The 21,385-nt window shown below is 65.6% G+C and carries 20 protein-coding genes; 8 read left to right on the forward strand and 12 right to left on the reverse strand.

Going from position 1 to position 21,385, the window contains the following annotated elements; genetic code table 11:
* Positions 1 to 8: 8 nt before the first annotated feature.
* From OHA42_RS27000 to OHA42_RS27035, 8 genes are all read right to left on the reverse strand, one after another.
* Positions 9 to 659 carry a DUF6084 family protein gene (locus tag OHA42_RS27000; protein ID WP_406230614.1) on the reverse strand — a complete coding sequence of 217 codons (651 nt, stop codon included), beginning with the start codon at positions 657 to 659 and terminating at the stop codon, positions 9 to 11.
* Positions 656 to 1,291, reverse strand: a complete 636-nt coding sequence (locus OHA42_RS27005; RefSeq protein ID WP_406230615.1) for a DUF5947 family protein — start codon at positions 1,289 to 1,291, stop codon at positions 656 to 658. Before OHA42_RS27005 ends, OHA42_RS27000 begins: the two co-directional genes overlap by 4 nt.
* Entirely contained in the window at positions 1,288 to 2,223 is a 936-nt protein-coding gene (locus OHA42_RS27010; RefSeq protein ID WP_406230616.1) for a NifU family protein, read from the reverse strand. Before OHA42_RS27010 ends, OHA42_RS27005 begins: the two co-directional genes overlap by 4 nt.
* Before the next feature lie 31 nt (positions 2,224 to 2,254).
* Entirely contained in the window at positions 2,255 to 4,051 is a 1,797-nt protein-coding gene (locus OHA42_RS27015) for a nickel-dependent hydrogenase large subunit (RefSeq protein ID WP_406230617.1), read from the reverse strand.
* A gap of 11 nt (positions 4,052 to 4,062) precedes the next feature.
* Positions 4,063 to 5,118 (reverse strand): hydrogenase expression protein HypE, encoded by a 1,056-nt coding sequence (locus tag OHA42_RS27020; RefSeq protein ID WP_406230618.1) that lies wholly within the window; start codon positions 5,116 to 5,118, stop codon positions 4,063 to 4,065.
* Positions 5,119 to 5,206: 88 nt separating this feature from the next.
* Positions 5,207 to 6,022 carry a hydrogenase nickel incorporation protein HypB gene (hypB, locus tag OHA42_RS27025; RefSeq protein WP_406230619.1) on the reverse strand — a complete coding sequence of 272 codons (816 nt, stop codon included), beginning with the start codon at positions 6,020 to 6,022 and terminating at the stop codon, positions 5,207 to 5,209.
* A complete protein-coding gene (gene hypA, locus OHA42_RS27030; RefSeq protein WP_406230620.1) occupies positions 5,980 to 6,354 on the reverse strand; it encodes a hydrogenase maturation nickel metallochaperone HypA in 375 nt (124 codons plus the stop codon). The genes hypB and hypA overlap by 43 nt, the downstream gene beginning before the upstream one ends.
* A 108-nt stretch (positions 6,355 to 6,462) precedes the next feature.
* Positions 6,463 to 7,236, reverse strand: coding sequence for an SDR family NAD(P)-dependent oxidoreductase (locus OHA42_RS27035; RefSeq protein WP_406230621.1), 774 nt, complete (start codon positions 7,234 to 7,236; stop codon positions 6,463 to 6,465).
* A gap of 262 nt (positions 7,237 to 7,498) precedes the next feature.
* Here OHA42_RS27035 and OHA42_RS27040 point away from each other — a divergent pair, with 262 nt between their 5' ends.
* Positions 7,499 to 10,558: a BTAD domain-containing putative transcriptional regulator gene (locus OHA42_RS27040; protein WP_406230622.1), complete on the forward strand. Its 3,060-nt coding sequence runs from the start codon at positions 7,499 to 7,501 to the stop codon at positions 10,556 to 10,558.
* 51 nt (positions 10,559 to 10,609) lie between these two features.
* A complete protein-coding gene (locus OHA42_RS27045) occupies positions 10,610 to 11,824 on the forward strand; it encodes an FAD-dependent monooxygenase (protein ID WP_406230623.1) in 1,215 nt (404 codons plus the stop codon).
* A gap of 15 nt (positions 11,825 to 11,839) precedes the next feature.
* Here OHA42_RS27045 and OHA42_RS27050 read toward each other — a convergent pair whose 3' ends face one another.
* The 3 genes from OHA42_RS27050 to OHA42_RS27060 all read right to left on the reverse strand — a co-directional run bounded on the left by OHA42_RS27050 (position 11,840) and on the right by OHA42_RS27060 (position 15,011).
* The gene (locus tag OHA42_RS27050) at positions 11,840 to 12,430 is read right to left on the reverse strand and encodes an NADPH-dependent FMN reductase (RefSeq protein ID WP_406230624.1); all 591 of its coding nucleotides are present in this window, start codon (positions 12,428 to 12,430) and stop codon (positions 11,840 to 11,842) included.
* 125 nt (positions 12,431 to 12,555) lie between these two features.
* Entirely contained in the window at positions 12,556 to 13,917 is a 1,362-nt protein-coding gene (locus OHA42_RS27055) for an NtaA/DmoA family FMN-dependent monooxygenase (RefSeq protein ID WP_406230625.1), read from the reverse strand.
* On the reverse strand, positions 13,917 to 15,011 hold the full coding sequence (locus OHA42_RS27060; protein WP_406230626.1) for an LLM class flavin-dependent oxidoreductase: 1,095 nt from the start codon (positions 15,009 to 15,011) through the stop codon (positions 13,917 to 13,919). Before OHA42_RS27060 ends, OHA42_RS27055 begins: the two co-directional genes overlap by 1 nt.
* A 179-nt stretch (positions 15,012 to 15,190) precedes the next feature.
* Here OHA42_RS27060 and OHA42_RS27065 point away from each other — a divergent pair, with 179 nt between their 5' ends.
* The 4 genes from OHA42_RS27065 (at position 15,191) to OHA42_RS27080 (ending at position 17,850) form a co-directional block, all read left to right on the forward strand.
* Complete coding sequence (locus tag OHA42_RS27065) at positions 15,191 to 16,129, forward strand: LLM class flavin-dependent oxidoreductase (RefSeq protein WP_406230627.1); 939 nt, start codon at positions 15,191 to 15,193, stop codon at positions 16,127 to 16,129.
* Positions 16,130 to 16,503: 374 nt separating this feature from the next.
* Positions 16,504 to 16,893, forward strand: a complete 390-nt coding sequence (locus OHA42_RS27070) for a hypothetical protein (protein ID WP_406230628.1) — start codon at positions 16,504 to 16,506, stop codon at positions 16,891 to 16,893.
* A gap of 102 nt (positions 16,894 to 16,995) precedes the next feature.
* Positions 16,996 to 17,457 (forward strand): roadblock/LC7 domain-containing protein, encoded by a 462-nt coding sequence (locus tag OHA42_RS27075; RefSeq protein ID WP_406230629.1) that lies wholly within the window; start codon positions 16,996 to 16,998, stop codon positions 17,455 to 17,457.
* A gap of 21 nt (positions 17,458 to 17,478) precedes the next feature.
* The gene (locus OHA42_RS27080) at positions 17,479 to 17,850 is read left to right on the forward strand and encodes a hypothetical protein (RefSeq protein ID WP_328401955.1); all 372 of its coding nucleotides are present in this window, start codon (positions 17,479 to 17,481) and stop codon (positions 17,848 to 17,850) included.
* A gap of 53 nt (positions 17,851 to 17,903) precedes the next feature.
* Here OHA42_RS27080 and OHA42_RS27085 read toward each other — a convergent pair whose 3' ends face one another.
* A complete protein-coding gene (locus OHA42_RS27085; protein WP_406230630.1) occupies positions 17,904 to 19,433 on the reverse strand; it encodes an FAD-dependent oxidoreductase in 1,530 nt (509 codons plus the stop codon).
* A gap of 210 nt (positions 19,434 to 19,643) precedes the next feature.
* On the opposite strand from OHA42_RS27085, the gene OHA42_RS27090 reads away from it, so the two are divergent.
* Positions 19,644 to 20,498, forward strand: coding sequence for a helix-turn-helix transcriptional regulator (locus tag OHA42_RS27090; protein WP_406230631.1), 855 nt, complete (start codon positions 19,644 to 19,646; stop codon positions 20,496 to 20,498).
* A gap of 76 nt (positions 20,499 to 20,574) precedes the next feature.
* Complete coding sequence (locus tag OHA42_RS27095; protein ID WP_406230632.1) at positions 20,575 to 21,345, forward strand: glucose 1-dehydrogenase; 771 nt, start codon at positions 20,575 to 20,577, stop codon at positions 21,343 to 21,345.
* Positions 21,346 to 21,385 lie beyond the last annotated feature (40 nt).

Below are 21,385 nucleotides of genomic sequence, written 5' to 3' on the forward strand. Positions count from 1 at the left end.
GGCGGCGCTCATGGGATCTCCTCGGTCGAGGAAGCCAGCAGGTGTGTGACCGCGTCGTCGAAACCGAGCATGCCGTGGCCGGACTTGTACGCGGCGAGCGCGTCGAGGGTTTCCGTGCCCAAGCGCACCCAGCCGGAGTTCGGGAAGTGCGCGGCCACGAGGTCGTGCCAGACCGAAACCGGCATATCGAACTTGTCCTCGCGGTCCCATGGAATCTGTTGGATGGCGAAACCGGTCTGCCCCTTGAAGAAAACGGTGCCGCTGAACAGGAAGATCAACGGCACGGTGCCACCGCGCAGCGCGTGCAGATATTTGGACCCTGTCACCTCGAAGTCGTAGGTGCACGGCATCGGCAGGTCTACCTCGGTGCCGCCATTGAATCCGGGAATCATGGTGGCGCAATGCATCCAGAGAAACGAGCGCTGCGTGTCCTGCCACCGCTCACGCGGACCGAACAGGTCGGCCAGACCTGCGCTCTCCTCGTCGGTATAGGTACGGCGGTACGGCTCGATGCGCACTTGCGCTCGCAGTGCGATCGCGTGCACCGGGTCTTCGCCGAGCGCGGCGATGCCGACACGCGCGGACAGGATCGGCGCCACCGCGTAGGGCTCCGGCTTGATCCCGAGAACGGCGAAGGTGGTCGAGTAGACGGGGCTCATCGCACACCACCTGGCCGGGCACGTGCCGACATCTCGGTGAAGAATTCGTCCATATAGCGGCGAACATCCTGACCGCCATCGAAACCGCGCCACAGCATCCGCATCCGGCCGACGAATTCGTAGCACGCATCGATCGGCAGCAGCAGGCATACCGCGTCGGTGGTGCCGCGTTCGGGCACGCGAATCAGTAGTGCCTCGACATCGGCGGCGAGCGCGTCGAGTTCCGGATGTCGCTCCAGCACCGAGCGCCACTGTTCCAGCGGCAATTCCGATTCCGTCGCTCCCGCCGGACCCGGATAGAACGCGACGGTCTTGCCGAGCGCGGAATTGCGGAAGAAGAACGCCAGGCCCACCGGGATCTCGAGCGCGTCCCACTCACCCTGGCTGATGGTGAAGTCGGGGAAGAACAGATAGCGATCGGGCACCGCCCGGTACCGCAGGGCGGCGTTCTCAGCTGTGAACAGCAGGTAGCAGCCTCGGCAGACGCACATCAATTGCCTACCTTCGATATCCACCACGTGCTGATGGACATCGGCAATCGGCTCGGCACACATTTCACACCGCTCGCCCGCACGCACCGCCGGTCTCCGGTCGGCGGTGATGCGCTGTAGGACATGGAACGGTGTCGTCACCCGCGCACCCCCACCGGCACCGCTACCGACAACTCACCGGAGCGCACCAGCACGGGCAGCGGATCGAGGTGCCCGTCGCCGTCGACTCGGGCGCCGGCGTGCACGACATCGAAATGGGCAAGGCAGGTCGGGCACCGCAGCACCGCGTCGCCGACCGTGAATCCGACCCGGCGCTGCAATGCCGCGCCCGCCAGCGACTTCCCACACGCCGGACAATGGTCCTGGTAGGCGAACAGACCGTCACCGACCCGGCAGGCCAGGATCGGCAGCCCGCCGACGGCGAACCCACCGACCTCGCCCGGCTGCAACTGCGCAAGCTCTGGCACGGCGATCCAACTGCCCGACTGCGATTCGTGCGCATGCACCCGGGCGAACAACGAGTCGGCCGAGATCAGACTCGACGCCGACTCCTGTTGCGCGGCAACCACTTCGATGCGTTCGATCTCCGGTGCGGCCGCGCGCACCGCGTCTTCCACTGCCAGCTCGAGCGTTACCGATGACGACGGGCAGGTGCGGCAGCTGCCCGCGAATTCGAGTCGCACCACCCCGTCGGCGACATCGAGCAATTCCACATCTCCACCGTGCGACCCGAGGTAGGGCCGCACACTGTCCAACGCGGTCAGCACTCGCGTGTGCAGGTCGTGCGGATGCAGGCCGTGCACGAGCAGCAGGCTGGCCACCAGGTCGTCACGCGCCAGCCGGTCGACGGCGGGGCCGTCGACCAGCTGTAATACGCGTGCCAACGCGGCGCCGTACAGATCCGCGACCTCACGCACCAATTGCTCGGCGCGTTCGCGCGCCGCCGTGCCGCCGACGGCGCTGGCTTCGAGCAGGGATTCGATGCGCTCGCCGGCATCTCGCCAGCGACCCGATTCCGGCTGCTCTGGTTCGTACGCCGCAGCGACGTGCTGTTGCTCCGGGCGATCGTCCACTGTCGTCTCCTGTCGCGTCGCCCGGTTCGGCTCACTCAGCGGTGAGCGTTTGTGTCGGGGAGTGCAGCTTCTCCAGCGTCTTTCCGTTGCCGAGATACATGTGCACGCCGCATGGCAGGCACGGATCGAAACTGCGCACGGTACGCATGATGTCGATGCCCTTGAAATGATCCCGATCGTTCTCCTCGAAGATCGGTTGCCCCTGCACCGCATCCTCATAGGGGCCGGGCGTGCCGAAGCTGTCGCGGGGGCTGGCATTCCACGGCGTCGGCGGATACGGATGGTAGTTCGCGATCTTGCCGTCCCGGATGACCATGTGGTGCGACAGCACGCCACGCACGGCCTCGGTGAAGCCACAGCCGATACCCTCGTCGGGCACCTCGAACTTCTCCCAGGTCTTGGTGCGGCCCGCGCGAATCTCCGCCAAAGCCTTCTCGGCGAAGTGCAGCGCGCTCGCCGCCGCGTAGGCCTGGAAGTAGGTGCGGGCGCGGTTGCGTTCGATGGTGTTGCTGCCGTAGGCGGGGACCTTCCATTCGAAGGTCACCGGGCCTTTGAGCGCGGTCTTCGGCAGGTTGATCTGCACACTGTGCCCCGTCGACTTCACATAGCCGTTGTCGACAAGACCGGCCAGCGCCGTCGCCCACAGCCGCGCCAGCGGCCCGCCGCCGGTGTCGAGTGCGAGATGGTCGGTGCCGTCGAACCAGCGAGGTGACATCACCCAGCTGTACTTGTCGTCCATGTCGCGCTTCTGCGGCCTGGGGTTGGTGTGCTGGTTCCACGGGTGGCGACGATCGATCGGATTACCGAGCGGGTCGGTTTTCACGAACATCTCCTGATCGGTCCAGTCCTCGTAATACGAACTACCCAAGAGGATTCGGAGGCCGAGGTTGATGTCGACCAAGGAGGTGGTGATCAGCTTGCCGTCGACCACGATGCCCGGGGTGACGAACATCTTGCGGCCCCACGCCTCCATGTCCTTGTAGGCGAAGTTGCACACGTCGGGATCCTGGAACGAACCCCAGCAGCCGAGCAGCGTGCGACGCAGGCCCACCTGGTCGTAGCCGGGCAGTGCCTCGTAGAAGAAGTCGAACAGATCGTCGTGCATCGGCACGACCTTCTTCATGAACTCGACGTAGCGCATCAGCCGAGACATGTAGTCGGTCATCAGCTGAATCGTCGCGACCGTACCGACACCGCCGGGATACAGCGTCGACGGATGCACATGCCTACCCTCCATCAGGCAGAACATCTCGCGGGTGGAGCGGCTGACCTGAAGTGCCTCGCGATAGAACTCGCCGGTGAACGGGTTGAGGGCCCGCATGATGTCGGCGATGGTCCGATAACCGTGTTCGTTGGAATGCGGTGACAGTGTTTTCTCCGCCATCGCCAGCACGCCGGGATTGGTTTCGGCGACCATCTTTTCGCAGAAGTCCACGCCGACGAGGTTCTCCTGAAAGATGTTGTGATCGAACATATACTCGGCGGCCTCGCCCAGATTGACGATCCACTCTCCCAAGTTCGGCGGCTTCACTCCGTACGCCATGTTCTGGCAATAGCAAGAGCAGGTGGCGTGATTGTCGCCGCAGATTCCACAGATGCGGCTGGTGATGAAGTGCGCGTCACGAGGATCCTTGCCGCGCATGAAGATCGAGTATCCGCGGAAGATGGACGAGGTGCTGTGGCACTCGACCACCTCACGATTCTCGAAATCTATTTTGGTGTAGATACCTAGGCTGCCGACGATACGAGTGATCGGATCCCACGCCATTTCGACGAGACTGTCGGGATCGATCTTTCGGTGCGACGGCTCCGGGATAATCTGTGTCATCGAAGATTCTCCTACCAGGTGCGCGACGCGCCGGATTCCAGCTTCTTACCCTTGTGGCGCCAGCGGGGTTCTTTGTCGAGTGTGTTGCCGGTGATGTGACGCAGGCTGCGAATCACCGACCCATAGAGACCTGATGCAGTGGAGGAGAGCTTTCCGCCCGGCGGCTCGTCCATGAACGGCATGAACTTGTCGGGAAATCCGGGCATAGTGCAGCCGATGCAGATGCCACCCACATTCGGGCAGCCACCGATGCCGTTGATCCAACCGCGTTTGGGCACATTGCATTTGACTACCGGGCCCCAACATCCCAGTTTCACAATGCATTTCGGCGAACCGTATTCCGTGGCGAAGTCACCCTGCTCGTAGTAGCCCGCCCGGTCACAGCCCTCGTGCACGGTAGCGCCGAACAGCCATTTCGGCCGCAACGCTTCGTCGAGGGGGATCATCGGCGCCTGGCCGGTTGCCATGTAGAGCAGGTACGTCAGTGTCTCCGACAGGTTGTCCGGCTGAATCGGGCAACCGGGAACGCAGACGATCGGGATATCCGCCTTGCTCTTCCAGGTCCAGCCGAGGTAGTCCGGCACGCCCATGGCGCCCGTCGGGTTGCCTGCCATCGCATGGATGCCGCCGTAGGTGGCACAGGTGCCGACCGCGACAACAGCGGTCGCTTTGGGTGCGAGGCGGTCGAGCCATTCACTGGTCGTCATCGGCTGACCGGTGTCGGGGTTATTACCGAACCCGCACCAGTAGCCTTCTTCGTGCAATTGCTCGTTCGGAATCGACCCTTCCACGACCAGCACGAACGGTTCCAATTCACCGCGATCCGCTTTGAAGAACCATTCGAGGAAGTCGTCGGCACCGCCCGTCGGTCCGCATTCGAAATCGATGAGCGGCCAATGAACCGCGATCTTCGGCAAGCCGGGGAGCGCCCCCAGTGCAATCTCTTCGATGCTCGGCTGAGTGGCCGCAGTTAGAGCCACCGAGTCACCGTCACAACCTAGGCCGGCGTTGATCCACAAGACATGGATCAACGTTTCTTCGGCTCGGACTGCTTCCTGAGTTGGCACAAACGCCACCTTCCGAAGTCCGGACACCGGGTGACGGTCTCGCCCATTTTGAAGAACGTCACCGCTATGTGACCCTGATCACAAGAGTTTAGGCTCGCTCGACAACATGATCAAGACTGGCCGCACCGCGTTCCTTCGCAAGCCAGTCGTACCAGCACCCCACGCCGTCGCCAGTGGTCACCGACATCGGCAGCATTTCGACGCCTGGGTTGATCGAACGGGCATATTCGCGACATTTATCCAGATCGAAATCTACATAGGGCAGCAGATCGGTCTTGTTGACAATGACAAGACCTGCGGCCGCGAACATATGTGGGTACTTGAGTGGCTTGTCGGTCCCCTCGGTCACCGAGATGACGACGACCTTGCTGCGCTCACCCAGATCGAACAGCGCAGGGCAGACCAGATTGCCGACATTCTCGATGAACAACAGAGTGCCCGGTGCAGGCGACAGGGCATCAAAGGCGCGCCGCAGCATGTCGGCGTCCAGATGGCAACCGGCGCCGGTATTGATCTGCACCACCGCGCAGCCGGTCGCCTTGATGCGCTCTGCATCCAACAGGGTCTCCTGATCGCCCTCGATGACGGCGATCGGTACTTCGCCGAGCTCTCTGATGGTGCGCTCGAGGAGTGTTGTCTTGCCCGCGCCCGGCGAGCTGGTCATGTTGAACGCCACGATATTTCGCTGTTCGAGCCATTCACGATTATGGCGAGCCAGCAGGTCGTTCTTCGCCAGGATCTTCTGCTCGAGGGTGATCGTTTCGGTCACCGGCAGGTGCACATGATCAGCGCCGTGATCATGGTGGTGACCGTGACCCTCGCCATGATCGTGGTGAGGCTCGTGATCGTGCGGGACGGTGATCATGGCTGTTGTGTCGTTACCACATCCGCAGGTTGCGCACATTCTTCGCTCACTTCCATCGACCGGATTCGCAGTTCCCGCCCGGAAATCACATCGACGTCGGCACTTCCGCAGTGACACAACACCATCAGGTCGGTCAGCGTGAAGTCCGCGCCGCAGGACCGGCAGCTGGCCCGGCCCGGTACCTGCTCGATCTCGAGCCGTGCCCCTTCCGCGACCGTGCCTTCGGCGGCCAGCTCGAAGCAGAACTGCATCGCGTCGGGAACCACCGCACAGAGCGTACCGACCGCGACGGTGACACTGTGCACCTTCCGTCCCGCCGCGTGTCCACACACGGCGGCGATGACACTCTGCGTGATCGCCATTTCATGCACGACGGCCTCGGCTCGAGAAGTGGGATCGGATCGCTAACGTTACTCCTGCGCCGCCTCCAGGCGTACACGGTCCGCATCCCGGCCGGCGCAACCGGGCCACCTTGCCGTTCAGTGCCCCGTCGCCGGGCTCAGAAACATGCCTCCACTGGCGTCGATGATGTTGGCAGTGATCCAGCGGGCATCGTCCGAGGCCAGGAACGCGACGACATCGGCAATGTCAGCAGGGCGGCCCGATCGGCCGAGCGCGGTCATCGAGGCCATCATCGCGCTGGCCTCCGGGATGGCGAACATGGCTGCGGTGCTGTCGGTCTCGGTTGCGCCGGGGGCGACGGTGTTCACCGTGATTCCGCGCGGCCCGAGTTCGACGGCGAGGGTCCTGCCCAGGACATCGATGGCGCCCTTGCTCATCGCGTAGGCCACCTGTGAGGGTGCGGCCAGGCGGGGCGCGCACGAGGAGATATTGACGATGCGACCACCGTCGTTCAGCAGGGGCAGCGCGTGTTGCAGGATGAAGAATGGAGCGGCCACATTGACGGCGAAAAGCCGATCGAAATCCTCCGGCTCGACCTGGACTATCGAGCCACCCATACCGCCGCCGCCCGCGTTGTTGACCAGAATGTCCAGCCGCTCGCCGAACGGTCCGGCTGCGAGTCCGGCAAACAGGGTGTCAACCCCGTCCGGGGTACCGAGAGCGGCGCGCACTGCGAACGCCTTTCCGCCGGCAGCCTCGATATCGGCCACGGTCTGGGCGGCAGCCTGCTCGTTACTGCCGTAGTGCACGATGACGTTCGCGCCATCGGATGCCAATCGCATCGCGACGGCTCGACCGATGCCTCGCGACGATCCGGTGACCAGTGCGATTTTGCCGTGCAAATTCGACATATGGAGTCCCTGCCTTGCTTCTGAAGTGATGGTGTGCGATTCGAGGACAAAGCCTCGGCCGCGGCGCTCACCACCTGCTCACCACCTGCTCACTGCTCACCGGCGCCGGATCGGTGCTGGCATACTCTGCGGCATGGTTACCGCAGGTCGAGTCGCGAATTCGAGCGACGCCTGATGCTTTTCGGAATCTTGGGCTCGATCGAGGTGTGGCGAAAGGACGGTAGCCCGGTCGCGGTCGGGGGGGCCGCAGGTTCGCGCACTGTTGGCACTGCTATTGCTCGATGCCGGACACGTCGTCGGGCGTGAACGGCTGATAGACGGGCTGTACGGCGAAGACCCGCCCGCAGATGCGACGCACGCCCTGCAGTCGCAGGTTTCGCGGCTGCGGCGTGGATTGCGTGAGGCAACAGCGTCCGGCGCAGCCGTCGAGCACAGCCCGGCCGGATATCGGCTCGCCGTCGATCCGGAGCGGGTAGACGCGCACCGCTTCGGTTGTTTGGCCGAGGACGGGCGTCGGGCACTGGCCGCCGGGGATCCGGCAGCCGCGGCGACGCTGTTGACCGAAGCGCTGAGCTTGTGGCGCGGCGAGGCCCTCGCCGACGTCTTGGACGCCCCCTTCGCCGTGCCGCATGCGGCACGCCTTGCCGACGCACGGGCCGCCGCGCTGGAGGATCGCGCCGCGGCACAGCTCGCGCTGGGTGATCACTGTGCCGTCGCGGCCGAGTTACCGGAGCTGTTGGTCTCCCACCCGCTGCGTGAACGAGCCGTCGCGCTGTTGATGCGGGCGCTGTATGCGGGTGGGCGGCAGGCGGAGGCGCTTGCCGTGTTCGCACAGGCCAGGCAGCTGCTCGCCGACGAGTTGGGCGTCGACCCCGCTGCGGAGCTCACGGAGGCACACCTGGCTATCCTGCGGGCCGAGTCCACGGCGACCCCGATCGCACGCCGCATGCCCGCTCAGCTCACCAGCTTCGTCGGTCGCGACCGTGAGCTCCGCCAAGTGGCGGCGCTGCTCGCACAGGAACGGCTGGTGACGCTGAGCGGTCCGGGCGGCACCGGTAAGACCCGTCTCGCTGTCGAGGTAGGCGCTCGCGTACGAGGTGCGGCGCACTTCATCGATCTTTCGCCGTGGGTCGACAGCGCGCAGGTGGTACGGGCAATCGCCGGGGCATTCGGGGTACGCGAAACAGGGCTGCTGCCTTCGGATTCCGGCCCGGCAGACGCCGAATCCCGACTCCTCGACGCACTCGCCGACCGCGCGCAGCTGATCATCCTGGACAACTGCGAGCAGGTGATCGACATCGTCGCCGCGCTCGCTCATCGGCTGCTCGCGGCGTGTCCCGGCCTCCGAATTCTCGCCACCAGCCGAGAGGCGCTGCACATCACCGGTGAAACCTTGTTCCCGGTAGGTCAATTGGCCGTGCCCGCACCAGACGTCAAGCTTTCCGAGGCATTGGGCTCCCCCGCAGTGCGACTGTTCGCCGATCGCGCGGCAGCTTCGCGGCCCGGCTTCGTGGTGGACGCGGGCACCATCGGGCCGGTACGACGGATCTGCGCCGATCTGGACGGTCTGCCGCTGGCGATCGAACTGGCCGCCGCCAGGCTGCGCACGCTCGCCCTCGATGAGATCGAAACCCGTCTGGCCCAACGATTCCGGCTGCTGTCCCGCGGTAGCCGAACGGCCGCACCGCGACACCAGACGCTGCGCGCTGTGGTCCAGTGGAGTTGGGACCTGCTCGACACCGACGAACAAGCCCTCGCACGGCGTTTCACGGTCTTCACCGGAGGCGCCACGTTGACCGACGCCGAGCGCGTGTGCGGCTCATCGAACGCCGACGATCTGCTGACGAGTCTCGTGGACAAGTCCTTGGTCGACGTCGACGCCGGCCGATACCGCATGCTGGCGACGGTGCGCGAGTTCTGCGCGGAGCGGCTCGCCGAAGCCGGTGAGAGAGCACAGCTGAACCGGCGTCACGCCGAGCACTTCGTAGCACTGGTCGAACACGCAGACCTCCGGCTGCGCGGGCCCGAGCAACTCGAATTCCTGACCCGGCTTGCCGCCGAGCACGCCAACCTGCTCGGCGCGCTACGCTGGGCCGTCGGCGCGGGTGCAACCGTCTCCGACCTCGATGCGCCGCCGGACGCCGGCGACCCGAAGTTGGCTGTGCGACTCATCGCGGCGTCGTCGTGGCTCTGGTGGTTGCGCGGGGTGCGCGGCGAATCCGCGCCGCTGGCCACCCAACTGTTGGACCGGCTCGGTTCCGATACTCCTGCCGAGGAATACGCCCTGTGCGTCGCAACCGCCGCCCAAGGTCACGGCGATCCGAGCGAGCACCTCGCGCGTGCCGCCACGGCGATCGCGAATCACGACCGGCCGTTGCAACGGCCATATCTCTTGCTGCTCTTGATGATCGGCGGCGGCAAAATCAACATGCCCGCCGAACAACAGCGCACCCTGTTCGGCGCCGATCCATGGTCGCAGGCGTTCCTGCGCGTTGGTCAGGGGCTCGAACTCGTCTTCGCCGGACAGCCGTCGGCGGCGGAGCGCGAATTCACGGCCGCGCTGGACGGTTTCCGCCCGCTCGGCGACCGGTGGGCGATCGCGACCGTGCTGGACAAGCTGGCAGCGATCGCCGACGGTCGCGGCGAACCTGCGCGCTCGGTGGAGTTGATGGACGAGGCCATCGCGCTGGTCGAACAGCTCGGCACCGTCGAGGACACTGCAGACCTGCTCAACCGCCGGGCAGATGCCAGGGTTCGGTGCGGCGCATTCGATGCGGCTCGCTCGGATTACCAACGTGCCGAGGAGTTTTCGCGCACCATCGGATGTCCGAGCATGCGCGCCAACGCGCGCAGAGGACTCGGCGATATCGCTCGGGCCGAAGGCGACTCCGCGCTGGCGGCCCGAGAGTACGCGCTGGCGCTCGAGCTGAGCGGGCACATCTCGATCAGCGCGCAGGAGACGCGGGCGCGGATCCTCATCGGATCGGGCTGGGTCGCCGCGGCGCACGGCGACGTGGCGCAGGCCAGGTCGGCGCACCGGGCCGGTCTCGCCGCGGCCATGGCCAGCGGCAACCTGCCCGTCGCCGCGGGGGCGGTGGAGGGCTTGGCCGAAACTTGTCTGCTGGCAGGCGACGCTGAGCGCGCAGCCCTGCTGCTCGGCGCCGGAGCTGCCCTACGTGGTGCGCCACCGTCCGGCGACCGCGATGTCGCGCGGATTGTTGCCGAAGCCGAGCGTCTGCTCGGGCCGAGGCAGTACCTCGATGCCCGGCAACGTGGCAGCATTCTCTCACGCCACGAGGTGCTGCAACTGGCCGGCGAGTAAGGGTCGGCAGACGGTGAGCGTTCGGTGAGCGCCGACGGCGACGCTTGCCATATGACAACGACTCAGCGCCTCGCCAATAAGACCGTCTTGATCTCCGGCGCCAGCGTCGCAGGCCCGGCCCTCGCCTACTGGCTGCACCGATATGGGTTTACCGTCACCGTCGTCGAGCAAGCTCCTGCTCTTCGGGAAGGCGGCTACAAGGTCGACCTGCGTGGCGTCGCAATGAATGTCATCGAGCGGATGGGTCTGCTACCCGAGATCCGGAAAGCGAGCACCCAGATGCGCGGCGGCGCGTGGGTGAACAGGTCGGGCAAGACGCTCGCGACGCTCGGCCCCGATCTGATCGGCATGCGCGCCCCCGGTGACGAGGAGGTACTGCGCGGTGATCTCGCCCGAATCATGTTCGACGCGAGCAAGAGTGGGGTCGAGTATCTGTTCGGGGACTCGATCACCGATATCGCCCAGGTGCCGCACGGGGTACACGTGAGTTTCGAACATGCCCCGACGCGAGTGTTCGATCTGGTTGTCGGTGCCGACGGATTGCATTCGACCGTGCGCCGCCAGGTGTTCGGGCTCGAAACCGAGTTCGTTCGCCACACCGGGATGCATGCGTGCGTATTCAGCGTGCCCAATCACCTCGATCTGGACCGCTGGGAGCTCATCTATCCCACGCCGGGCAGAGTGGTGCAGGTCTACAGCACCCAGCAGTCCGCCGCGAAGGCCCAATTCGTCTTTCCGACACCGAAAACCCTGCCCGACCGCCGGGATGTCGCCGGACAGCAGCGTCTGGTCACCGATACGTTCGCCGACGGTGGGTGGGAGACCGCGACGCTGCTGCAGGCGATGCCCCACTCCCCGGACTTCTATTTCGACTCGGTCAGCCAGGTCCGCCTCGACCAGTGGTCGCTGCGGCGCGTTGCCTTGGTCGGCGACGCCGCCTACAGCCCGTCGCCATTGTCCGGCCAGGGCACCAGCCTCGCCGTAGTCGGCGCGTATGTCCTTGCGGGGGAACTCAACTCGGCCGGAGGCGACCACCACGTCGCTTTCCCGAGATACCAGGAAAAGATGCGCGACTATGTCGAGCTGAACCTCACCCTCGGCTGGAACAACGCCGGCCAGATGGTGGCGGGCAGCAAGGGCGCCATTCGGATGCAGACCACCATGATGCGGATGCTGCGCTACCTGCCGTGGCAGGACCTCGCACTGCGCCCGATCATGAAGCCGCTCAACCACGCTGCCAACGCCATCACCCTCGAGGACTACTGAATCGAACGTCGCGGGTCAAGCGACATAGGGCCGCTCGGACCTGGCCGATCGGAGGGCTTCGCCGAACCAGACCAGTTGGTCGAGCAGCTTGGTAGCGGCGGCCTTGCTCGGTGCGGGCTCGATCGGCAGGCCCAGAGCATCGAATTGCTGTGCGGCACCGTGGAAGCTGACGGTGTCACGCACAGTGACCGCGTGCAGCTCCGTAAAGACCTGCTTCAGGTGTTCGACAGCACGTAAACCGCCCGAAAGGCCTCCATAGGACACAAATCCGATCGGTTTCGCCTGCCACTGGGTGAAATGCCAATCGATCGCGTTCTTCAGCGGCGCGGGATAGCTGTGGTTGTACTCCGGTGTCACCACGACGAACGCGTCCGCGTTCGCGAGGCGGGCACCCATCTCCGCCAGAGCCTGCGCGCCCTGCTCACCCGGGTTGTCGGACATGTGCGGTGGCAGCTGTATGTCCGCGAGGTCGATGAGGTCGATGCCGAGCTCCTGGCGCTGTGCGGCGAGTTCGACGAACCACTTGGCGACGGTCGGGCCGAATCGCCCGGAGCGGGTGCTTCCGACGATGACGGCGAGCTGAAGCGGACTAACTGTTGGGGTCATACACCGAGCATCGAACGTCAACGAAGGTTGAGGTCAAATCGGCAGCGAGTCGAGGCGCCGCGGCTCTCGAACAACGCCCACCGCACCGCACGCCACCCGCGCAGCCCGAGGCGAATCGGGCGCGCTCAGCGCCTGGTCAGCGGTGGGCGGAGGCCGAGATGATGGCGGAGTGTCGTGCCGGTGTATCCGGTGCGGTAGGAACCACGTTCCTGGAGTTCGGGAACCAACCAGTCGACGATCTCGTCGAGGCCGGTCGGCACCAGGTAGGGCGAGATATTGAAGCCGTGGGTTGCGCCGTAACGGACCCAGCGAGTGAGTTCGTCGGCAACCTGGCCGGGCGTGCCCTGGAATCCGGATCGCTGCGCGGTTTCGATTGCCACCTGCCGCAGCGACAGGTTCTTCGCCTCGGCCAGTGCCCGCCACTGCCTGGCAATCGCCACCGGGTCCTGGCCATCGCGCTGTGCGCCACGGGCTCCCGAGATCACGGTCGGCACCGGGTCCTCCGCGGGCAGCGGACCGTCCGGATCGAGATCGGAGAGGTCGCGACCCCACACCTGTCCGACCAGTGACAGCGCGGTCTGGCCGGTGAACTGGCTCTCCAGCACCCAGCGGGCCTTCTCTTCGACCTCGGATTCCCGCTCCGCCAATACGATCTGGGTGCCGGGCAGGATCTTGATGTCGTCGTCGGGGCGTCCGACGGTGCGCAGCCTGGCCCGGATGTCGTCGGCGAACGCGAGCGCGGCATCGAAATGCGTTCCGTGCCTGGAGAAGATGACATCGGCGTGCGCGGCGGCGAACTCGCGACCGGCGGGTGAATCGCCGGCCTGGAAGATGACCGGATGCCCCTGCGCGGAGCGCGGCAGTGTCGGGGTGATCGAGACCTGGAAGTGTTCGTTGTCGCGTGTCACGGTGCGCACCGCGCCCGGTTCCAGCCAGGCGGCGCCATCGCGGGCTGTCGCAATAGCGTTGTCCGACCAGGCATCCCACAGTTCGCGGGCGATCCGGATGAATTCGCCCGCGCGCTCGTAGCGCTGAGCGTGGTCGAGGTATCCGCCGCGCCGGAAGTTCTCGCCCGTCCAGGCATTGTCGGTGGTGACTGCATTCCAGCCGGCGCGTCCACCCGAAAGCAGATCCAGTCCGGACAGCCGGCGCGCGAGGTCCGCCGGTTCGTTGTAGGTGGTGTTCTGCGTGGCGACCAGCCCGATGTGGCTGGTAATTCCGGCCAGTGCCGCGAGTTGGGCAATCGCGTCGGGACGGCCCGCGATGTCCAGGTCGAGGATCTTGCCGTTCTGCTCGCGCAGGCGCAAACCCTCGCCCAGGAAGAAGGCGTCGAAGAGTCCCCGTTCGGCGGTGGTGATGGTGCGCCGGAAGGTCTCGAAGTCGATCTGGGACCCGCTGGTGAGGTCCGACCAGATGGTGGAGTGGTTGACGCCCTGAAAGAAGACGCCGAAATGCACCTGTGCGTCGGGGAACGGAACGTCGGTCATCAGTGCTGATCCTTCGCGTATCGATTGTCCGGCCGGGCAAGTCCGAGGTTGGCACGCAGTGTCGAACCAGGCACGGGACGGTGGGCCAGGCCGGATCGGAACAGAGCGGGCAAAACGTAGTGCGCGAGCACCGGCAGGTCCTCATCGATGACCGCCAGGTGCAGGCGCACACCGTCGACGTGGTGGGCGAGTTCGGTCAGCAGCGCGACCAGATCCTTCGATTTGCCCGAGAACCGTAGGCGAGCAGCATGTTTCGCGGTCGCGTAGCGGTCAAGATCGGCAAGCCGCTGCGCCGCAGACACCAGCGGAAGGTCGAGGGCGACATCGAGTTCCACGAAAACCAGCGCACCGGACTCATGAGCTCGATCGGCGGCCGCGAGGGTCTGGGCGAGATCCACACCCGACACCAGTGCTACATCCGCTTGCCCGGGTTCGGCGGCGCCGTCGGAGAAGACAACCACTTGGCCCTGCGGCGGGCGTGGCACGATCGCGGGGCCCTTCACCGAGAAGCTCTCGCCGACGAAGTCGACGTAATGCAGCTTGTCCCGGTCGAGGAATTTGCCTGTCGCATAGTCGCGAACGACCGCGTCGTCTTCCCAGGAATCCCACAGGCGGCGCGCGACCTCGATCGAATCACGGTGTTCCTGAGCAAGTTCCGCCTCGGCGGTGCGGGCCGGTCGGCCCCAGGTCGTCGCCGCGGCGGGGTCGGCGATCGTTGTCGCGATCCAGCCGCCGCGACCGCGCGAGGTGTAGTCGAGAGTAGCCAGTTGCGACGATGTGTGGAACGGCTCCGCGTACGTGGTCGCCACCGTGGGAACAAGGCCCAGGGTGCTGGTCGTCGCCGCAACGAAAGAGGCACGGGTCACGGCATCGATCCGCCCCGCGGGTTGATCGCTCGGCGCCAGGATCGAATCGTCGAAGGTCGCCAGCGTGAAGCCGGCATTTTCGGCCGCTGCCACGCGTGCCTGCACCGTGCGGCCGGTCAGGAACCGATCAGGTTCGTGCGTGGCCCGGCGCCATGCGGCCGGGTGGTAGCCCTCGCCGTCCACTTCGACACCCAACGCGAAGACTTTTCTACCGTTGCTCACCGCCATAGGTATGACGATCGTCAAACTTGTCCACCACCGCCATGTTTTGCGTCGCGGTGATCGCAACCCTCGGCGACCGCACCGAGCCGGCGCGCACCCGGCGGCGAATTCGAACGCAGTGACGCGAGCACTCTTTACCCTCGACGTAATTGCCCCGGATCCAACGGCCGACAAGGCTGGTCGGTATGACAAAAATCGGTGTGCTGCTGCCGAGCCGGGAGACGGCGATGACCGGCAGGCATGATGCGGCCGGGTTGGTGGATTTCGCGCAGGCGGCCGAACATGCCGGGTTCGACTCGGTGTGGGTGGGCGATTCGCCGTTGGCGCGTACGAGGGCCGAACCGCTCACGGTGCTCGGCGCCGTCGCGGCAACCACGTCGCGGGTGTGGTTGGGCACGGCCGCCTACACCGCGACGCTGCGCCACCCGCTGCTCGGTGCACACACTGCGGCCACCGTCGATCAACTCAGTGTCGGCCGACTGATCCTCGGGCTCGGCGCAGGTTTCCCGGTGCCGGAGAGCGCGGCCGAATTCGAGTCTGTCGGAGCGCCTTTCGCACAGCGGGTCGGCCGGCTGGACGAGACAGTGGCCATCTGGCGGCAGAGTTGGTCGGGTGGTGGCCGGTTCGACGGCCGCTACTGGCGGCTCGACGACCTGTCGCGCGCGCTGCCTGCCCACGACATCACCGGGCCACCGCTCTGGCTCGCAGGTGGCGACACGCCACGGGTCCTACAGCGTGTCGCCCGACTCTATGATGGCTGGCTGCCGTTCCTGCCGGATCCGGCGGCCTACGCCCGCGCCTGGGACACGATTCGAGAGCTGACCACCCGCACGGTCACCGCCGGTTTCTATGCCACGATCAATATCAACGACAACACCGCAGTAGCCCGCGCCGAGCTCGACCGTTACGTCCACCAGTACTATCGACGGTCGCTGGACGAAATGTCCACCATCCAAGCATATTTCGGCGGCCCTGCCGATCAATGCGCCGAGTGGCTCGGGCGCTACTTCGCGGCCGGTGCGACACACGTGGTACTGCGCATCGGCTCGCTCGACGCACGCAATCAGCTGGACGCGATAGCCGACACGCTCCTGCCGGCGCTGCACACCGTGCCGACATCGTAGCTGTTGCCGCGCCGGAAATCCGGATCGGTGCCGCGGGCTACCCGACCGACAAAGCGCGACCGACTCGGCAATGATCATCGACGCGTGACCGCTGACGTCAGCAGCGCGAATACGTGTTGAAATTATTAGTACCGAACGGTATTCGGTTACTCGCAGTGACGGAAACCGAAAGGTATTGATACCGAATGGTATTCGATTTAATTCATCCAGCAGGATACCGAAAGGTATTGATACCGAGAGGTATTCTTGTTGCCATTTCCGGGGGAAATGCTCGCCCGATCGGAATTCTCCTGACATTTTCTGTACATCACTCGTGACGGTGTGTACCGTCTGGAATCCTGAAACCCTCACAGGACAGGACAGGCCAGGGGCGCGTGATCGGAATCGACGGCTGTGTGCAACGCATTATGAACATTCCCGGTGCGCGCAGCGTGACGCTCGTGGACGGCGCGAGCGGCCTGGCGATCGCCGCAAGCGGCAGGCACGCTCTGGTGGACGAGCACGAGGACGCCGCGGCCACCACCGACGTGGTCCGAGCGGTACTCGACTGCCCGGCGCTCGCCACCGGCCGTGATGACGCCATCACCGAGCTCATTGTGTGCGGCACCCGGGGATATCACCTGTTGAATCTGGTGAACGGCGACTTCGATGGTCAACTCTTCGTGCACGTGCTATTCGACGACGACACCGGAAATCTCGGGATGGCGCGATTTCAGCTCCAGGGCATTCTCGCCGAATTGGCAGCTGACGGTCATGAGCGTTGAGCTCGCGGTCGAACTACATCGGCTCGAAAAGGAAAGGCGCACCGGGATGTTGGAAACCCTGGCGTTGCTGCCGGAGTCCGAGCCGTGTCCTGCGGAGCGGACGTGACCGCGCGCAAGAAACTACTCGGCGAACTGATGGGAAGGTTGACCAAGGTGGCGATGCCAGGACCCGGACCGAACGCGGTGGTGCTCGCGGAACTGCAAGCGCTACGCGATCGCGTCCCGCGACTGACCGGCTCACTGGTGGCATCCAACGACGGCCTGCTCGTCGCCCACGATCTGCCGCCGCACATCGAGCCCGACACGATGGCCGCGATGGCCGCCGCACAACTGTCGCTGTCGCACCGGTTGGCCACCACCGCGCACGGCGGCGGCTTCCACGAGGTCGTGGTGCGCGGGACCGACGGGCATGTGGTGATCTACGCGGCGGGTTGGACCTCGCTGACGGTGCTGGCGGGCCCCGAGGTGAATGTCGGCCGGCTCCATCTGGAGTCGCGCCCGGTGGCCCGCACGATCGCCGACCAGCTGGCGGCGACGTCGAACGAACTCGACAAAGACAACTAACACCGATTGAAAGGAACAGACATGTCCACCATGGATCTTGCACTCAAAGACATGATGGTGATCGACGGCGCGATCGGCGCCGCCGTCGTCGACTACAACAGCGGCATGGCGCTCGGCATGCTCAGCAGTTCCAAGTCCCTGGACCTGCAGGTCGCGGCGGCGGGCAATACCGAGGTGGTGCGCGCCAAGATGCGCACCATGGAGCAGCTCGGGCTCAATGACGGTATCGAGGACATCCTCATCACGCTCTCGGGCCAATACCACATCATCCGGCCGATGACCGGCCGTAAGTCCAAGGGCCTTTTCCTCTACCTCGCCATGGACCGAGGCCGGGCAAACCTCGCGATGGCCCGACACCGCCTCAAGGGTATCGAGGAAGAACTCGACGTGTGATCGGCTCGCTTGCGGTGCCCGGGCCCGGGCACCACAAGCGCAACGCCGACCTACTATTCGGGCGCGCCGAACCAGCGAGTCACTGCGCTCGACAGTCCGTCGATCTCGGTCGAGTCCGCGGCCCATGCCACGTAGCCGTCGGGGCGGATGAGCATCGCCGCGAGAGAGCGCGAACGGGTGGGTTTTGCGGTGACGACTCGGACTCGAGAAGACCAGGGGACCACCAAGTTTCGGAGTTCGGCAGAGTCGGCGAGATCGAGCAGGATTGCGGCGCCGTCCACGAAATGGTCTTCGACGCGGCTGCCATCGGACAGTTCGAAATCGGGGGCGGGCGCTCCGGTGAGTGCGTGGCCGCCGCCGAGGTCGTAGCGGTGGCGAACGCCCGAAATGTTCTTGAAGACAGTGGTTGCCCCGTCGGTAGTGGCCAATAGTTCGGCGAAGACGGTGCGCAGTGTCCGGCTTCGCTGGTCCAACCGCATCAGTGCGACTTGCGCGCGGGTCCAATCCAGCACCCAGGCGCCGATCGGGTGCCGCTCGGCGGTGTAGGTGTCCAGCAGGTTTGCCGGAGCCCAGCCGTGCACAACGGCGGCGAGCTTCCAGCCCAAGTTCACGGCATCGCCGATGCCGAGGTTGAGACCCTGGCCACCGAACGGGGAATGCACGTGCGCGGCATCGCCGGCCAGCAGCACCCGGCCCTGGCGGTAGTCGGTGACCTGCCGAGTGTTGTCGGTGAATCGGGTAGCCGAGTGCACCGCCGTGATTTCGACCGGCACTCCGGAGACGGCGCGCAAACTTGCCTGCAGCTCGTCCGCCGTGATCGGTGCGTCGCGATCGGCGGGCGGCCCATCCATCTCCACGGTGAGGAAACGACCCGGCGTCGGCCCGTAGGCGTAGATGCCCGTAGGCGTCGAGCTCCAACCCGGCACCAGTGCTTCGGCGCCCGTCATCTCCACAACCGCCTGATGACCGGTGATCTCGGGATCGAGGCCGGGAAATTCGAATCCCGCCAGCTTGCGTACGAGGCTGCGGCCACCGTCACAACCCACCAGCCACGCCGTGCGGACCTCGGCATCGCCGAGCTGAATAACGACGGCATCGGCGGCGTCGGTGAAGCCGGTCAACTCGACACCGCGGCGAATCACCACACCGAGTTCCTCGGCACGCCGGGCGAGGATTGCTTCGATGCTTTGCTGCGGCACCAGAAACACCGCGGCGGCGGGACCGAGATCAGCGAATTCCTCGTCGTCGTAGTCGATATCCTCGACATCGAGGAATACCCCGGCGAAATGACCGGCACCCGGCCGCTTACTCGTCGTCCCGATCACCGTGCCACCACGCTGCGCCTGAAACTTCCGTACCACCGCCAACGTCTCGTCCTGCCGCTCGACCAACTCGGGCAGCAGGCCGCGCCGGGCGAGCGCTCGCGCCGTCGGCACATTGATAGCGCCGGCCTTGAGCGTCATGTCGGGTTCGTTCAGCCGTTCGACCACCAGCACATCGACCCCGGTCAGTCGCAATTCGCAGGCCAGCATCAAGCCGACGGGCCCGGCTCCGGCGATCACCACATCGAATGTCTCGTTCATGAATCACACTGTGCCGAGACCTGATTGCGCCCACCTTGCGTCTTCTTGCGTGCCGCTTGCGTCGATATCGCCGCAGCGGTGCGGCACGACGCTGCCGACCTCGCGACCGCACGCGGACGCTCGGATCACTGCATTGCCCGGCGCCGGCAACGGCGGCACGGTTGTCCCGGCGCGGAATCTCGAACGACCGGTCGTTGCTACTTTGGTCGTATGACCAGCGAATCGCCAGCGGTAACACAGCGGCGCCGCGAGCAGCTCCGTGACTTCCTGCGCACCCGCCGGGCGCGGCTCACACCCGCTGATGTCGGTATGGCGGCGGCGGGCAGACGACGGACGCCGGGGCTGCGGCGCGAGGAGGTCGCCATGCTGGCCGGAGTCGGCGTGTCCTGGTACACATGGCTCGAGCAGGGACGCGACATCAAGGTTTCGGCCGAAGTACTCGACGCCATCGGTCGTGCGTTGCGGCTGACCGAGCCCGAGCGTGCGCACTTGTATGTGCTGGCCGGGCTCAACCCGCCGATGAGCGGCCGGCCGCGGGATGCCGTCGTCACCCCGGAGCTGCGAGCGCTACTCGACGCGTGGGCGCCACGGCCCGCGGTGCTGCGGGACCGGTACTGGAACCTGCTGGCGATCAACGACGCGGCGCACACGGCGCTCGGCTACGACGGCGTCGACCACAACTGCCTTTTCACCTTCTTCACCAATGCTCGGCACCGCGCCATGCACCTACACTGGGAGTCGGTTGCGCCCGATGTCGTCGCCGCCTTTCGCGCCGAAGCAGCGCGCGCTCCCGGCGACCCGGAGTTCGACAGGGTGGTCGACGAGCTCACCGCCATCAGCCCCGAGTTCGCCGAACTGTGGGCCCGCCACGACGTGGCCGGCCCCACCCAGGCCGTGAAGGCGGTGCACCACCCCGAGGTCGGCGACCTGATCTTCGACATGCTGCCGTTGGCCGTCGCCGATCACCCCGACTGGCACGTGGAGTTGTACAACCCGCGCCCGGGCACCGGAACCGAGGTTCGGCTCGAACGCCTGACGCACGTCGGGCTCGCTGCCCCGGCCTGAACACCAGCCTGGTGGTGCCACACCCTGGATAACTGCACACTGTTTGTCGTGCGCATCGTTGGGGAGGCTGATTGCCATGCCCCACAGCAACTCTCGTTTCGACAACAAGATCGCACTCATCACGGGCGGCAGCAGCGGCATGGGACTCGCCACCGCACGCCGGTTGCTCGCCGAAGGCGCACAGGTGGTCATCACCGGGCGCGACAAGGTGAAGCTCGACGCCGCGGTCGACGGACTGGACGGCGGGGACCGCGTCCTGGCGATCCGCGGCGACGTGGCGAACCTCGCTGATCTCGACGCCATGACGACCGCGATCCGTGCACGCTACGGGCGGCTGGATGTGGTCTTCGCCAATGCAGGTGTCGGCGTGTTCCAGCCACACAGTGAGATCACCGAGGCCGCATTCGATCGGGCCGTCGGCATCAATTTCAAAGGCGTGTTCTTCACCATCCAGCGGACCGTTCCGTTGCTCCCCGAGCATGCGGCGATCGTCATCAATGCCTCGTGGACGCTGCACCGTGGCCTGGCTGACGCCTCCCTCTACTCGGCGACCAAAGCGGCGGTGCACAATCTGGCGCACACACTCGCCGCCGAGTTGGGGCCCAGGGGAATTCGGGTCAACTCCGTCAGCCCCGGCTACATCGAAACCCCGATGTTCCACGACAACGTCTCCGCGACGGCGGCCGCCGCCGTGGTCGCCGAGGTGGCCGCCGGTCGCATCGGCACCGCCGAAGATGTCGCCGACGCGGTCGCCTTCCTCGCTTCCGATGCAGCGTCCTACATCAATGGACAGGACCTCATCATCGACGGCGGCTTGGTCGCGGCCGTCAGCGGGCCGAGGAACTAGCCCGAATGCTCCACCGGACGCGGCAATGCTCGCGTTGCCG

The sequence above is a fragment of the Nocardia sp. NBC_01009 genome, assembly GCF_045208035.1.
Taxonomy (GTDB): Bacteria; Actinomycetota; Actinomycetes; order Mycobacteriales; family Mycobacteriaceae; genus Nocardia.